Below are 13145 nucleotides of genomic sequence, written 5' to 3' on the forward strand. Positions count from 1 at the left end.
AATATAAAAAAACAGAGAATTAAGGCTTACATTCTTCTTGAGAGTATGGTGGCGATGAGTATTTTTGTGGCTATTGCTAGTTTAACTTTAACTCAAATTCGTAATAGTCGAAGCCATTATCAAGAGCAGTTACAAGAGGCAGAGATGCTCAACCAAGCTAAGATGGCTATCCAGACGGGAGAAAAAGGAGAAGTGGAGGTACGTTTGAGTACAACTCAGATTATGGTATATGAAAATGGTAAAGAAATGTGGCACGTGGTCAAATATTAGACTAAGAGGGTTTACTTTAATAGAGTGTTTACTGGCTTTACTCGTTATTTCAGGTAGTGTCTTACTTTTTCAAAGTATGAGCCAAGTTTTAAGTCACGAAGTAGCTGTCTTATCACAAAGTCCGAGAGAAGAGTGGCTCTTGTTTTCTGAACAGTTGCGATATGAGCTGGAGGGTGCTCAGCTTATCAAAGTGGAAGGAAATAAACTCTATGTTAGAAAAGCTGGAAAGGATATTGCTTTTGGTCAATCACGGTCAGATGATTTTAGAAAGACAGCTTCAGATGGAAGAGGCTATCAACCTATGTTATACGGTCTAAGTTCAAGCCATATCCAACAGTCTGGTCAGCTTGTCACGATTTCTGTGGTCTTTCATCATCAAATGGAGAGGACTTTTACTTATGTTTTTGAAAAAACGTCTTAAAGCAGGTGTCTTATTATACGCTCTTATAATGGTGAGTTTGTTTGCTCTTTTCTTGCAGTTCTATAGTAGTCGTCTAGAGGCTAATCAAAAAAAATTAACAGAGATGCGACAGTCACAGACTGCATATTTTATTGCTTATTTAGCGAGAGAAAATGTGACCAAGCAGATCCCATCTGGTCAACTGCAGTGTGATAAGGGAAGCTGTGCTTATCAAGTTAAGGACAAGAAAATCCATGTGCGTGTTATTTTAAAAACAGGTCAGACTTATAGTTATGTTCTTCCTATGAATAGCGAAAAATAGGGATTTTTGATATGATAGAGGTATGAATTTTGAAAAGATTGAACAGGCTTATAGCCTTATTTTAGAAAATATCCAGTTGATTGAAAACCAGATTAAAACCAATCTTTATGATGCTTTGATTGAACAAAATAGTTTTTATCTTGGTAGTGAGTGTTCGGATGAGAAGGTAAAAGAAAATAATGCCATTTTGCATCAATTGGCCTTAGATAAAGAGGAGTGGCGTCGAACGTTTCAGTTTATTTTTATCAAGGCTGCTCAGACAGAAAAATTACAAGCTAATCATCAGTTTACCCCAGATGCGATTGGGTTTATTCTCCTCTTTTTACTAGAAGAACTGACCACAAAAGATAGTCTAGATATTCTTGAAATTGGAAGTGGGACGGGTAATCTTGGACAAACTCTTCTCAACAATAGCCAAAAAGATTTGGATTATTTAGGGATTGAGGTCGATGATCTTTTGATTGATTTATCTGCTAGTATTGCTGAAGTTATGGGCTCTTCTGCTCAATTTTTGCAAGAAGATGCCGTTCGTCCTCAGATTTTGAAAGAAAGTGATGTAATTATTGGAGATCTTCCTGTCGGATATTATCCAAATGATGACGTTGCGAAACGCTATCAAGTTGCTAGTGCTGATGAGCATACTTATGCTCATCACCTTTTGATGGAGCAATCATTGAAGTATCTCAAAAAAGGAGGTTATGCTCTCTTATTGGCACCGGTTGATTTGTTGACTAGTCCACAAAGTGATTATCTAAAATTCTGGCTGAAAGATTATGCAAGTGTTGTAGCGGTTATTACACTGCCAGAAAATACTTTTGGGCATGTCAAAAATATGAAATCAATTTTCATTCTTCAGAAAAAAGCAGAGCATGTCCCAGAAACCTTTGTTTATCCCTTGAGTGATTTACAAGATCGTGATGTTCTGTTAGCCTTTACGGAAAATTTCAAAAAATGGAGAGCAGATAATAAGATTTAAGAGGAAAATTCTGATATAATATATAAGAAAACGATTTCAAAAGAGGTATATTATGTCAAAAACAATTGCAATTAACGCAGGAAGCTCTAGTTTAAAGTGGCAACTTTACCAAATGCCAGAAGAACGCGTGTTAGCAAAGGGGTTAATTGAGCGTATTGGGCTTAAAGATTCAGTGTCAACAGTCAAGTTTGATGATAGATCTGAGTCGCAAACATTAGATATTGAAGATCATACGCAAGCTGTAAAGATTTTACTTGAAGATTTAAGCCGTTTTGGTATCATAGCTGATTTTTCAGAGATCACAGGTGTTGGGCACCGTGTTGTTGCTGGTGGAGAGTATTTTAAAGAGTCAGCCCTTGTAACAGATGAAGTTTTAGCACAAGTTGAAGAACTGGCTTTATTAGCTCCTCTTCATAATCCAGCAAATGCTGCTGGGATTCGTGCTTTTAGAGAAATCTTGCCAGATATTACTAGCGTCGTTGTTTTTGACACTGCTTTTCATACTAGTATGCCAGAGGTTGCTTATCGTTATCCTCTTCCTAAAAAATATTATGAAGACTTTAAAATCCGTAAATATGGGGCGCATGGGACAAGCCATCAGTATGTTGCAGGTGAAGCGGCTAAGGTTTTAGGAAAACCGCTTGAAGAGTTAAAGCTCATTACAGCACATATTGGAAATGGTGTTTCAATTACAGCTGTTGACGGTGGTCGGTCTGTGGATACCTCAATGGGCTTTACTCCCCTTGCAGGTCCTATGATGGGGACACGCACAGGTGATATTGATCCTGCTATCATCCCTTATCTCATGGATCGTGATGAGACTTTTAAAGATGCAACAGCTATTAGTAATCTCCTTAATCGCCAATCTGGTTTACTGGGTATATCTGGTCAATCTAGTGATATGCGTGATATTTTGGCTGGAGTAGAGTCAGGTGATCATGATTCAACATTAGCTTACGAGATGTTTATTGACCGTTTACGGAAGTATATTGGACAATATATCGCCGTTATGAATGGTGTTGATGCGCTTATCTTTACAGCAGGGATTGGAGAGAATGCGAGCGATGTTCGTGCCAGTGTGGTTGAAGGATTGACTTGGCTAGGTTTTGATATTGACCCAGACAAAAATGTTTTTGGGGCTGAGGGCATCATCTCTCCAGAAGATTCGCGTGTGAAAGTCCTTGTGATTCCAACAGATGAAGAATTGGTTATTGCGCGTGATGTTGAAAAGTTGAAAAAGGTATAAAATAAAAAAAGATGGGTTTCTCTCAATGGTTAGATTTTAGATCTACTGTTGAGATAGGCTCATCTTTTATTTTTTACTTATTTTGTTGAATCCGCTTTCTAAAAGAGATATACTTTAAAGAGAAGAAAGGATGGCAAGGGAGATAGGAGGATAGGATGAAGAATGAAATCAAATTGATTGTTAGTGACATCGACGGGACGATTTTAGATAGTCACCATCGGTTAGATCCTAAATTGCAAAAAGTCGTTAAGCTTTTAAAAGAACAGAATATTCCTTTAGTTTTAGCCTCAGCGCGTTCCCCTAAAGGCATTGTTCCTCTCGTCAAAGACTTAGATATGCTAGAATTTCCTTTGGTGGCTTATAATGGTGCCCTAATTGGCTATCTAGAAGATGAGGTATTTCAGGTATTAAGTGAGCAGACGATTAGTGGATATGAGTTACGCCGTATTTTAGACTTATTAAAGAAATATTTTCCGACTATTTCGGTCAATTTGTATTCAGGAATGGATTGGTTGGTTGCTACTGCGGATCAGTGGGTAAAAAGTGAGGCTGCTATTACAGGGGAGACTCCTTATGTCTGTCAGTTAGAAGAATTTGTCAAAAAATCCTCTTCTGTTCATAAGTTATTATTGATAGGTGATGAAGCAGAGATTGTGTCTTGTTTTGCGTTTTTACAAGAGCAGTCGTTTTTAGAAACTAGTTTTTATTTATCTAAGAGTAATTATCTAGAAGTGACGCATAAAGAGGTGTCTAAAGAGCAAGCTTTGCATTTTTTGACAGATTATTATGGACTTTTTTTGGAGCAAGTTATGGCGGTTGGGGATAACTTTAATGATCTTCCTATGCTAAAGGCAGCTGGGCTTGGCATTGCTATGGGAAATGCTCCTGAAGAAGTAATCAGTCAAGTCGATACCAAAACCTTATCTAATGATTATCATGGTGTCTCAACAGCGATAGAAAAGTATGTTTTATTAAAAATAGAGAATTGACTTGGACCAGCTTGAATAATCCTTAATCTTCTGATAGACTGGTAATATTAAAATGGATTAAGGAGAAAGTATGAATAAGGTATTGTCATGGCTTCTGCGTTTTTTTGCAGTGATTGGATTATGGATTGTACTGACCCTTCCTCAAGTTCCTCTAACTGCTATCATCTATGGTAAAAAAGGATTTACTGAAGGACAGAGTTTTATCGTGATAGGTGCATTTTTGTTGGCTATTTTATTTTATATCTGGTTGGCTAGAAAACAAAAGGTGCTAGATACTGATAAAAAACTTGATCTTAGAACCTTAGTGTTATCAGTTGGGGTAGGTTATGGTAGCATTATTCTGACTAATATTATTGGAACGCTGATTATGACTGTTGAAGGGGCTAATAATACAGCGAATCAATCAGCGATCGAAGAGATGGCTAAGTCTGTTCCTCTTGGGGTCTTGTTTGTGATGATTGTCCTTGGGGCGCCTATTATGGAAGAGCTTTTGTTTAGAGGGTTTGTTCCTAAATTTTTATTTAAAAATAAAGTTTTAGGTTTAGCTATAGGGAGTCTTCTTTTTGCTCTTAGTCATGGTCCGACTAATATTGGAAGTTTTGTACTATACGCTGGGATGTCTGCGGTTCTGGCTGTAGTCGTTTATAAGACTGATAATATTCTTTACAGTATTTCATTACATGCTTTTAATAATTTTATTGGTTTTTTAGCCATAGCTTTCCTACAAAAATAATAAAAAGTTCTTGGAGTAAATTCCAAGAACTTTTTTGTTTTACATATTTTTTGATTTTTCGATAGTGGCATCAATGGCAGATACAACACTAGCTGTGAAGCCTGTTTTTTCAAGATCTAAGATACCTGCAACTGTTGTGCCCCCAGGGCTTGAAACCTTATCAATAAAGGTATGAGGGCTATCATCATGAGTCAATAAATTTTGGCTGGTAGCAAGAGTAGTTTGAGTGACAATAGCAAGGGCTAGATCTTTGCTAAATCCGTATTTGACACCTGCTTTTGCCAAGGCTTCGATAAAAAGAGCGATATAAGCTGGGCTGGATCCAGCTAAAGCAGTGAAGGTGTCAAAATCTTTTTCAGGAATATCAAAGGTCTCTCCAAATGAGTCGGTAATGGTTTTTGCAATCTCAAATAGCTCGTCAGAAACGTAGGCATTGCGACAAATGGCTGTGGTACTTTTAAGAATTTGAGCATTGAGGTTTGGCATGATGCGGATAATTGGGAGATCTTGTTGCGTGAGATGAGCTAAGGTTTCTAGAGAGGTTCCAGCTGCCATAGACAAGATAGGTTTCGTAATTTGGACTTGCCCTAATGCTGTCACTAGGACTTGGGGCTTGATGCCTAACACTATTAGGTCAGCCTCAGCAATCAACTCAGCATGGCTCTTAGCATAACCTACTCCAAGTGCTTGTGCACGTTCTTTACTAAAATCTAAGTTGACCTCAGACAAGATAATTTCAAATCCTTTGTCTGCAGCCTTAAGTCCCGTAATAATGGCAGAAGCCATTTTTCCAGCTCCGATAAATCCGATTTTCATAAGGTCTCCTTAATAATGTTTTAATAAATCCACAGTGGAACGATCTAATTTTTTGACAATAGCTTGTAAGAAAGCTTGGGCTTCTAAGAAATCATCCATGGCATAGAGGGTTTGGTGTGAGTGAATGTAGCGAGCGCAAACACCAATAGTTGTTGATGGAACACCGCTATTCTTAAGATGGGCAGCCCCTGCATCTGTGCCTCCTTTTCCACAATAAAATTGATATTTAATCCCAGCTTCTTCAGCAGTATCTAATAGGAAGTCCCGCATCTCTTTTAGCATCACATGACCTGGATCGTAAAAACGAATCAAGGTACCCTCCCCAATTTTTCCTTGATCACCATAGACATCTCCAGCGGGTGAACAATCTACGGCAAAGAATAATTCGGGATCGAATTTTGTCGTTGACACATGTGCACCACGTAACCCCACTTCTTCTTGGACATTAGCTCCTGCAATCAGGGTATTTGGAAGGCTTTGTCCTTTTAGGTGCTCTAATAATTCAGTTACCATTAAGACACCATAGCGGTTGTCCCAAGCTTTAGAAATGATATTTTTTTGATTGGCAGTTAGGATAGCTTGACTGTCTGGAATAATAATATCTCCTGGAAGGACACCAAAGCTTTCAGCCTCTGCCTTGTCTGTAAAACCAGCATCAAAGATAATATCAGAAATTTTTGGAAGACTGTTCCCTGTTCCCCTTAGAAGATGAGGAGGGACTGATCCAGAAATCACTGGAATTTTTGCTCCTGATCGTGTGTGGAGAGTGAAGCGTTGAGAACTGACCACAAGAGGATTCCACCCTCCGATTTCTACAACACGAAAGGTTCCATCTGGTTTAATGTCACTAATCATGAAGCCAACTTCATCCATGTGAGCAGCGACCATGATGCGAGGGGCATCTTTATCTTGGCTTTTTCTAATCCCAAAAATACCTCCTAGCCCATCAGTTTCAACATCATCTACCAAAGGGGTAATCTTTTGACGTAAAAATTGACGAACAGGAGCTTCATAACCAGCTATAGCCGAAAGTTCGGTGACTTCTTTGATTTTATCGAATAATACCATAATTTACCTCGATTCTATGCTATCATTATATCATATTTTAAAGGTGGTATTTGTAGCGAGATTTTTAAAACGTTCCTTGTTCAGCAATCCGAGACCTTTGTGGTTAGAAGGATTTTTCCGTTCTTGGTAGCTTGTTCTTATGGTATAATGGTTATTATGAGATATAAAAAGGTAGCGATTTTTTCGAGTTTATTAGGCTTTGTTGGACTAGCTGTGGCAGGTTATTCGACTTATCACAAGCAACAGGATAGGAAAAAAGAGCAAATCATTAAAGAGATTCGTACTTTTTTTGATAGTTTTGGTCCGATTCAGGTGGTTTATTTGAATGATTATGAAGACAATGATAAAGAGGTGACAGGCGGTGTCATTTTTGAGGATGATTCGCGTTTTGTTTTTGTTTATCGTCAAGGGAACATTGATTACAAGGAGGATGGAGATGGAAAAACCAACTAATATGGAGGAGTTGGCCTCTTATGTGAGTCAAGTTGGGAAGACAGTGCTCTTGTTTACGGCAGATTGGTGTGGTGATTGTCGCTTCATTTATCCTGTTTTACCAGAAATTGAAGCTGAAAATCCAGAGTTTACATTTGTACAGGTGGATCGTGATGCCTTTATGCCTGTAGCACAAAAATGGGATATTTTTGGTATCCCTAGTCTCCTAATTTTAGAAAATGGTGTCGAAATAGCTCGTCTAGTTAATAAAAAACGTAAAACTAAAGATGAAATCAATAACTTTTTAGCTGAATGGAAATAGTGGAGGAAATATGATTTTTACATACAATAAAGCTCATGTCGGTGATGTTTTGATGGTAATTGTGGCAGATAGCAAAAACCAAGAAGTAGCGGTTGAGAAAAAAGGTCAGGTTGCGCGTGTTTATCTTGAGGCATCAGGAAAAACAGTGGCTTGGAATATCTTTGAAGCTTCAGAGATTGCTGAGATTAAAGGAAATGGTCAAGTCTTTCTAAGTGATGAAGCTGTGGCTGCTTTTAATAAGGTTTTAGAGGCAGAGGGCTTCACAGAGAAACTTGAGAATGATAAGGATCCTAAATTTGTGGTTGGACAAATTGTTTCAATGCAAGCACATGCAGACAGTGATCATTTAAATATCTGTCAGGTGCAAGTTGGTTCTGATAAAACTGTGCAAATTGTAGCTGGAGCTCCTAATGCTGCTGTTGGTTTAAAAACTATTGTAGCTCTTCCAGGTGCTATGATGCCAAGTGGTAGCTTGATTTTTCCAGGACAATTGCGAGGCATTGAGAGTTTTGGTATGATGTGTGCGCCACGTGAGTTAGCCTTGCCAAATGCTCCACAAAAACGAGGTATTATTGAGCTAGATGACCAGGCAGTCGTGGGTGAGGCTTTTGATCCTCAAAAGCATTGGAAGGCATAACCTAGCAGGGATAAAGTGTTCAAATGATAAGGAAAAGAGTGAGATCTTTTCCTTTTTCTTTTTCATTTTCGAATAAATCAGTAGGAGGATGAAAAATGTATAATAAAGTGATTCTGATTGGTCGTTTGACAGCGACACCAGAGATGGTAAAAACGAGTACAAATAAAAGTGTAACACGCTTGACACTAGCAGTTAACCGCCGTTATAAAGGAGCAAATGGTGAGCGAGAGGCGGACTTTGTGAATGCCGTCTTCTGGGGGAAAACCGCAGAAAGCCTAGCTAGTTATGCGAGTAAAGGAAGCTTAATTTCTCTTGATGGTGAGATTAGGACAAGAAAGTATGACAAAAATGGTACAACACACTATGTCACGGAGGTCTTAGGTCAAAGTTATCAACTTCTGGAAAGTCGAGCACAGCGTGCGATGCGAGAAAATAAAGGACAAGATGATTTAGCAGATCTTGTTTTGGAAGGAGAAGACCTCCCCTTTTAATCATAAGGGAGGGATCTAGGTAAAGAGTTTTACTATCCATCATCTCAATGAAGGTAAATTCCGACTATTTTAAAAATATCATCAGATTTTTAGGACAATGAAAACTAACGATAAGACAAAAAGAGGTGTTAAACCTCTTTTTTGTCTTTGCTTTTTCCTCTTAAAAACGTGTTATAATAAAATGAGTAAATCAAAAGAAAGGGGATCTTGTGAAAAAAGTTTTGATAGGGTTTAGCTTGTTATTGTCTATAGTAGTGGTTGGCTGGATTTATCTGACCTATCGTTTTCAAGAGGTTTATTCTACTCAAGAAAAAATAGGGGTTTCCTATATGACCTTAAATAATGAGTTTTATCAGATGGTGAACTCTGAAATTGAAAAGGCAGTGGCTCTTTCAGGAGATAAATTATATTTAAGAGATCCTGCTTTGAATATTGATAAGCAAGTTCAGCAAATCGAGTATTTTATGGACGAAAAGGTGGATGCTATTATTTTAAATCCTGTTCAGAGTGACCATGCCTTGCTACTCAAAACATTGAAACGTGCTAAAAAACAAGGAATTAAACTGATTGTTGTGGATAATCAACTGTCGGATTCTTCTGTGGCAGATAGTACGATTCAGTCTGATAATTACCAAGCAGGGCTTCTTTTATCTCAGGAGTTGAAGCGTCAAAAATCATCAGCTAACATTTTGGTTTTAGAGCATCCCAATGTTTTATCAACCAAAGAGCGCCTTCGAGGCTTTAAGGATGGCTTAGGAGATGATAAGGGCTATCATATCATTTCAGAGCAAAATGGTCTAGGACAAACGGAGGTGAGTATGCCATTGGTTTCAAAAGTTATGAAAGAAGGAGTAACATTTGATACGATTATGGCTATTAACGATAGAAGTGCTATCGGTGCCCTAGCTGCTGTTAAAAAATCAGGGAAATCAGATGTTGGCATCTATAGTGTGGATGGCTCGCCAGACATCAAGGAACTTTTAGCAACAGAACACTTAGTGAAGGCAAGTGTTTATCAATCACCGATGACGATGGGAGAAAAGGCTATTGCAACAACTTATGATCTCTTAAATGGAAAATCAGTTGATAAGGACATCAAAGTCGGAGTAGGCTTGGTGACACGGACTAATCTTGATCAATATCCAGTGGGGTGGCAATGATGTCCATAAAAAGTATAGGTTATGCCCAGTACGGTTTAATTGTAATCAATTTCCTAGCGGTTTTATTTAATGCTTCGATCTACTTATTTGTTCCATCTTATGTTGTGAATAAGGGACTAAGTTATGCTCTTTTAACTCAGTTAGAGAGTTTACCCGACGCTCCAGAGTTTATTTTTTTTGGATCTTTCTTACTTTACGGTTTATTGTTATTGTTCATGTGGATGCGCAAACAATATGGTCAACGTTTTGAAGAGTTTGAGTTAGTCTTTATCATGGTGCAACTCTTGTTAACGGTCTTTTTATTTCTTGTCTTACAACGCTCTTATAATGGTATCTTTTTATTGGTTTTTGCAGATATTTTTTATCATAAAAAAGAATGGCATCAGACCGTGCGTAATCGCTATTGGTTAGCTTTGCTAATGATTAGCTTTTTGATCCTACTTTTAACGGATACAGCTATTTTATCTCTGGTGATTTCCTCACCTTCTATCGATACTTATATTTCTTTTGCGCCATCAAGTTGGCAACTCCCTTTATTTTTTATAAAAAATGGGCTTGTGTCTTTAAATATGATTGTCTTTCTTTTATGTCTTGTTTTTTATATTGCGCAAGCTTTTGCGGAGCGTCAAAAAGTTCAAGAAGAACTGGAGAAGGTATCGAGTGTGAATGATGAGTTGAATCATTATGTCGCCTTATCTGAAAAAATTGTAGAGGATAGAGAAAGAAAACGCATTGCTCGTGAAATTCATGATACGCTTGGTCATGCTTTAACAGGTATTTCTGCCGGGGTTGATGCGGTACGGGTCTTGGTAGATAGGGATACAGATCTGGCTAAAGCTCAGCTGGATACCGTTTCAAAAGTTGTTAGAGAAGGGATTACGGATGTCAGACGTTCGATCAATAAGTTGCGTCCAGGTGCACTGGAAAATCAAACCTTGCAGGAAGCCTTGAAGAAGATGATTTCTGAGTATGAAGAGGTGTCGCATTTAAAGATTAAGCTCGATTATCATTGGGGTAATGTCGATCTGGACAGCATGAAAGAGGATGTTATTTTTAGGGTGATTCAGGAATCTATCACCAATTCACTCAGACATGGTCATGCTAAAACGATTACGATTGAGATGACTTATGATACTTATTATCAAATTCGGATTAAAGATGACGGGCAAGGAAGCCCAGAAATTGTATATGGTTATGGTCTGAAACAAATAACAGAACGCTTAGCTATTATTGGAGGTTATGCCCGTTTTGATGGACGTAGCGGCTTTGAAACGAAAATTATTATTCCTAAGTTAGAAGGAGAGCAGTATGATTAAAGTACTACTGGCAGATGATCAAGAACTCATTCGTGAGTCTTTGCGGATTGTTCTAGCGAGCTATGAGGATATCGATGTTGTCGCAGCTGTTAGTGATGGCGATCAAGTTTTGGAGGCTATTAAAGACAGTAAGCCTGATGTGATCTTGATGGATATCAGGATGCCTCATATGGATGGTGTGTTATGCACTAAGGCAGTGAAGTCCTTGTATCCGAATATCAAAATTATTATTTTAACCACTTTTGATGACGATGATTTTATTTTTAGTGCTTTAAAATATGGTGCATCAGGCTACTTGTTAAAAGGAGTTTCGATGGATGATTTGCATCACGCTATTGTGACCGTTCATCAAGGACAAGCCATGATTAACCCTGATATTGCGACAAAAGTGTTTAAAATTTTTTCTCAGATGGCACAATCGAACTACACTATTGCGATTAAAGAGGAAAACTTAGGAGAAGTATCACAAACGGAGTGGAAAATTATTCAGCAGATTGGCTTTGGGCTCTCTAATAAGGAAATCGCGGCAAAATTATTTTTATCAGAAGGAACTGTTAGGAATTACTTATCCATTATTTTAGCAAAACTACACTTGCGTGATCGGACACAACTAGCTATTTGGGCTGTTCAATCAGGTGTGACCTTAAGAGATTTTGGGGTGTCTGATGACTAAGTTAAAGCAACTTTTTCCTATTCTTTTCACCATTTCCTTACTCCTTAGTTTAACTTGGCTACAAATGCGTCCTAAAAAGCAGGTCCTTTATCTAGGGACTTATGCAGGAAGTAGTTGGGATGTGCCAAACGGTCAGGATAATGACTACCTTGATGATGTGATTAAGCGTTTTGAAGAAAAATACCCTCTTATTGATGTGGTCTATGAATCAGGTATTCCAAAAGAGGATTATTCAGATTGGTTGGCAGAAAAACTGATTACAGGGCAAGACTTAGATGTGTTCATGGTCACTCAAGAAGACTTTAATTTGTTGGTGTCCTCAGATAGTTTGATGGATTTAACGGCTATGGTTAAAGAGGGAAAAATTAGCACAGATTATTATCCTTCAGCCTTACTAGCAGGTCAATATCATACCAGACAGTATGCCCTTCCTCTTGAAGCCAATCCTACCTTGCTTTGTGTCAATCAAGAGTTACTACAAAAAGAGGGAATTTCTCTTTCCAAAGAACCAATGACCTTATCTGAGTTTTATCAATTGTGCCATCGTCTGACAAAAGATACTGATGGAGACGGTAGTTTGGATCAGTTTGGGTTAGTTGGCTACACTTGGCAAGATGCCCTCTTGGCTTATGGCAGTGATAGTTTTTCTTCAGATGGTGAAGAAGTTTTCCTCAACAGCCAGTCTAATCGTGAAGCGCTTGCTTTTTATACAAAGCTTTCAGCCTTGACCAAACAGGTGAAAGTGACATCTGATGATTTTGATCAAGGAAAGGTGGCTTTTATGCCCATGACCTTGGCTCAGTACCGTACCTATAAGCCCTATCCATACCATATTGCCAAGTACTCTAATTTTTCTTGGACTTGTGTCCAAATGCCTAAAAATGGAGACCTTTTAAACACCAGTAAGGTGGCACATACCTTGGTGGGGATATCAGCGAAAACAAAGAAATCAGCCTTGGCTTGGCAATTTCTAAACTTCCTTTCACGAGATCCATCGGCTCAAGAATGGCTAATGAAAAAATCACAAGGCATGTCAGTTTTACCTAAAGTGGTTGAAAGTGATGCTATTGTGTCTCTGCTGAAAGCTGATAAGTTTGGTTCAGATGCCTTGAGTGTGACAACCTTATCTCAGCTAGAGATGAGCGCTTATAGCTTACCTAAGTTTAAGAACTATCAGCGTCAACTGGAAAAAGCAGATTATCTGGTGACACAAGCTTTAGAAAATGACACCATAGACACAGAGCTTGCCAATATCCAAAAAGAACTAGAAAGAAGCCAATAAAAAGTTAAGAGG

Annotated in this window: 17 protein-coding genes; 15 read left to right on the forward strand and 2 right to left on the reverse strand. The window is 38.2% G+C overall.

All coding sequences use genetic code 11. The features are described 5' to 3' along the window. The 7 genes from comGE to ACQRDX_RS01110 form a co-directional block, all read left to right on the forward strand. Nucleotides 1-270, forward strand: a 270-nt coding sequence (gene comGE / locus ACQRDX_RS01080) for a competence type IV pilus minor pilin ComGE (RefSeq protein ID WP_427894979.1), incomplete at its 5' end; no start/stop codon positions are given. Continuing rightward, nucleotides 236-691, forward strand: coding sequence for a competence type IV pilus minor pilin ComGF (gene comGF / locus ACQRDX_RS01085; RefSeq protein ID WP_427897457.1), 456 nt, complete (start codon nt 236-238; stop codon nt 689-691). The genes comGE and comGF, both read left to right, overlap by 35 nt. Continuing rightward, nucleotides 669-992, forward strand: a complete 324-nt coding sequence (comGG, locus tag ACQRDX_RS01090) for a competence type IV pilus minor pilin ComGG (RefSeq protein ID WP_427894983.1) — start codon at nt 669-671, stop codon at nt 990-992. The genes comGF and comGG overlap by 23 nt, the downstream gene beginning before the upstream one ends. Before the next feature lie 22 nt (nt 993-1014). After that, entirely contained in the window at nt 1015-1968 is a 954-nt protein-coding gene (locus tag ACQRDX_RS01095; protein ID WP_427894985.1) for a class I SAM-dependent methyltransferase, read from the forward strand. 52 nt (nt 1969-2020) lie between these two features. Next, on the forward strand, nt 2021-3214 hold the full coding sequence (locus tag ACQRDX_RS01100) for an acetate kinase (RefSeq protein ID WP_427894987.1): 1194 nt from the start codon (nt 2021-2023) through the stop codon (nt 3212-3214). Between the two features lie 155 nt (nt 3215-3369). Beyond that, nucleotides 3370-4203, forward strand: a complete 834-nt coding sequence (locus ACQRDX_RS01105) for a Cof-type HAD-IIB family hydrolase (protein WP_427894989.1) — start codon at nt 3370-3372, stop codon at nt 4201-4203. A 70-nt stretch (nt 4204-4273) separates the two neighbouring features. Continuing rightward, nucleotides 4274-4936, forward strand: a complete 663-nt coding sequence (locus tag ACQRDX_RS01110; RefSeq protein WP_427894991.1) for a CPBP family intramembrane glutamic endopeptidase — start codon at nt 4274-4276, stop codon at nt 4934-4936. A 39-nt stretch (nt 4937-4975) separates the two neighbouring features. Here ACQRDX_RS01110 and proC read toward each other — a convergent pair whose 3' ends face one another. Both proC and pepA read right to left on the reverse strand, forming a co-directional pair. After that, complete coding sequence (gene proC / locus ACQRDX_RS01115) at nt 4976-5752, reverse strand: pyrroline-5-carboxylate reductase (RefSeq protein ID WP_427894993.1); 777 nt, start codon at nt 5750-5752, stop codon at nt 4976-4978. Nucleotides 5753-5761: 9 nt separating this feature from the next. Continuing rightward, on the reverse strand, nt 5762-6820 hold the full coding sequence (gene pepA / locus ACQRDX_RS01120; RefSeq protein ID WP_427894995.1) for a glutamyl aminopeptidase: 1059 nt from the start codon (nt 6818-6820) through the stop codon (nt 5762-5764). A gap of 156 nt (nt 6821-6976) precedes the next feature. Between pepA and ACQRDX_RS01125 the strand changes: the two genes are divergently transcribed. The 8 genes from ACQRDX_RS01125 (at nt 6977) to ACQRDX_RS01160 (ending at nt 13133) form a co-directional block, all read left to right on the forward strand. Further along, complete coding sequence (locus ACQRDX_RS01125; protein WP_427894997.1) at nt 6977-7273, forward strand: DUF4651 domain-containing protein; 297 nt, start codon at nt 6977-6979, stop codon at nt 7271-7273. Next, the gene (locus ACQRDX_RS01130; protein ID WP_427894999.1) at nt 7257-7574 is read left to right on the forward strand and encodes a thioredoxin family protein; all 318 of its coding nucleotides are present in this window, start codon (nt 7257-7259) and stop codon (nt 7572-7574) included. The genes ACQRDX_RS01125 and ACQRDX_RS01130 overlap by 17 nt, the downstream gene beginning before the upstream one ends. A 10-nt stretch (nt 7575-7584) precedes the next feature. Next, entirely contained in the window at nt 7585-8211 is a 627-nt protein-coding gene (gene ytpR, locus ACQRDX_RS01135; RefSeq protein ID WP_427895001.1) for a YtpR family tRNA-binding protein, read from the forward strand. 95 nt (nt 8212-8306) lie between these two features. Beyond that, nucleotides 8307-8702, forward strand: coding sequence for a single-stranded DNA-binding protein (locus ACQRDX_RS01140; protein WP_427895003.1), 396 nt, complete (start codon nt 8307-8309; stop codon nt 8700-8702). Nucleotides 8703-8911: 209 nt separating this feature from the next. Continuing rightward, a complete protein-coding gene (locus ACQRDX_RS01145) occupies nt 8912-9862 on the forward strand; it encodes a substrate-binding domain-containing protein (RefSeq protein WP_427895005.1) in 951 nt (316 codons plus the stop codon). Further along, nucleotides 9859-11178, forward strand: coding sequence for a sensor histidine kinase (locus ACQRDX_RS01150; protein WP_427895007.1), 1320 nt, complete (start codon nt 9859-9861; stop codon nt 11176-11178). Before ACQRDX_RS01145 ends, ACQRDX_RS01150 begins: the two co-directional genes overlap by 4 nt. Then, entirely contained in the window at nt 11171-11851 is a 681-nt protein-coding gene (locus ACQRDX_RS01155; RefSeq protein WP_427895009.1) for a response regulator transcription factor, read from the forward strand. Before ACQRDX_RS01150 ends, ACQRDX_RS01155 begins: the two co-directional genes overlap by 8 nt. Further along, a complete protein-coding gene (locus ACQRDX_RS01160; RefSeq protein ID WP_427895011.1) occupies nt 11844-13133 on the forward strand; it encodes an ABC transporter substrate-binding protein in 1290 nt (429 codons plus the stop codon). Before ACQRDX_RS01155 ends, ACQRDX_RS01160 begins: the two co-directional genes overlap by 8 nt. The last annotated feature ends 12 nt before the right edge of the window (nt 13134-13145 follow it).

Source organism: Streptococcus sp. SGI.013 (assembly GCF_050315295.1).
Taxonomy (GTDB): Bacteria; Bacillota; Bacilli; order Lactobacillales; family Streptococcaceae; genus Streptococcus; species Streptococcus porcorum.

Bases quoted from the DNA above. Each gene is read 5' to 3' on its own strand.
- comGF (WP_427897457.1), top strand. From the start codon at position 236: ATGGTAAAGAAATGTGGCACGTGGTCAAATATTAGACTAAGAGGGTTT.
- comGG (WP_427894983.1), top strand. From the start codon at position 669: ATGTTTTTGAAAAAACGTCTTAAAGCAGGTGTCTTATTATACGCTCTT.
- ACQRDX_RS01095 (WP_427894985.1), top strand. From the start codon at position 1,015: ATGAATTTTGAAAAGATTGAACAGGCTTATAGCCTTATTTTAGAAAAT.
- ACQRDX_RS01100 (WP_427894987.1), top strand. From the start codon at position 2,021: ATGTCAAAAACAATTGCAATTAACGCAGGAAGCTCTAGTTTAAAGTGG.
- ACQRDX_RS01105 (WP_427894989.1), top strand. From the start codon at position 3,370: ATGAAGAATGAAATCAAATTGATTGTTAGTGACATCGACGGGACGATT.
- ACQRDX_RS01110 (WP_427894991.1), top strand. From the start codon at position 4,274: ATGAATAAGGTATTGTCATGGCTTCTGCGTTTTTTTGCAGTGATTGGA.
- proC (WP_427894993.1), bottom strand. From the start codon at position 5,752: ATGAAAATCGGATTTATCGGAGCTGGAAAAATGGCTTCTGCCATTATT.
- pepA (WP_427894995.1), bottom strand. From the start codon at position 6,820: ATGGTATTATTCGATAAAATCAAAGAAGTCACCGAACTTTCGGCTATA.
- ACQRDX_RS01125 (WP_427894997.1), top strand. From the start codon at position 6,977: ATGAGATATAAAAAGGTAGCGATTTTTTCGAGTTTATTAGGCTTTGTT.
- ACQRDX_RS01130 (WP_427894999.1), top strand. From the start codon at position 7,257: ATGGAAAAACCAACTAATATGGAGGAGTTGGCCTCTTATGTGAGTCAA.
- ytpR (WP_427895001.1), top strand. From the start codon at position 7,585: ATGATTTTTACATACAATAAAGCTCATGTCGGTGATGTTTTGATGGTA.
- ACQRDX_RS01140 (WP_427895003.1), top strand. From the start codon at position 8,307: ATGTATAATAAAGTGATTCTGATTGGTCGTTTGACAGCGACACCAGAG.
- ACQRDX_RS01150 (WP_427895007.1), top strand. From the start codon at position 9,859: ATGATGTCCATAAAAAGTATAGGTTATGCCCAGTACGGTTTAATTGTA.
- ACQRDX_RS01155 (WP_427895009.1), top strand. From the start codon at position 11,171: ATGATTAAAGTACTACTGGCAGATGATCAAGAACTCATTCGTGAGTCT.
- ACQRDX_RS01160 (WP_427895011.1), top strand. From the start codon at position 11,844: ATGACTAAGTTAAAGCAACTTTTTCCTATTCTTTTCACCATTTCCTTA.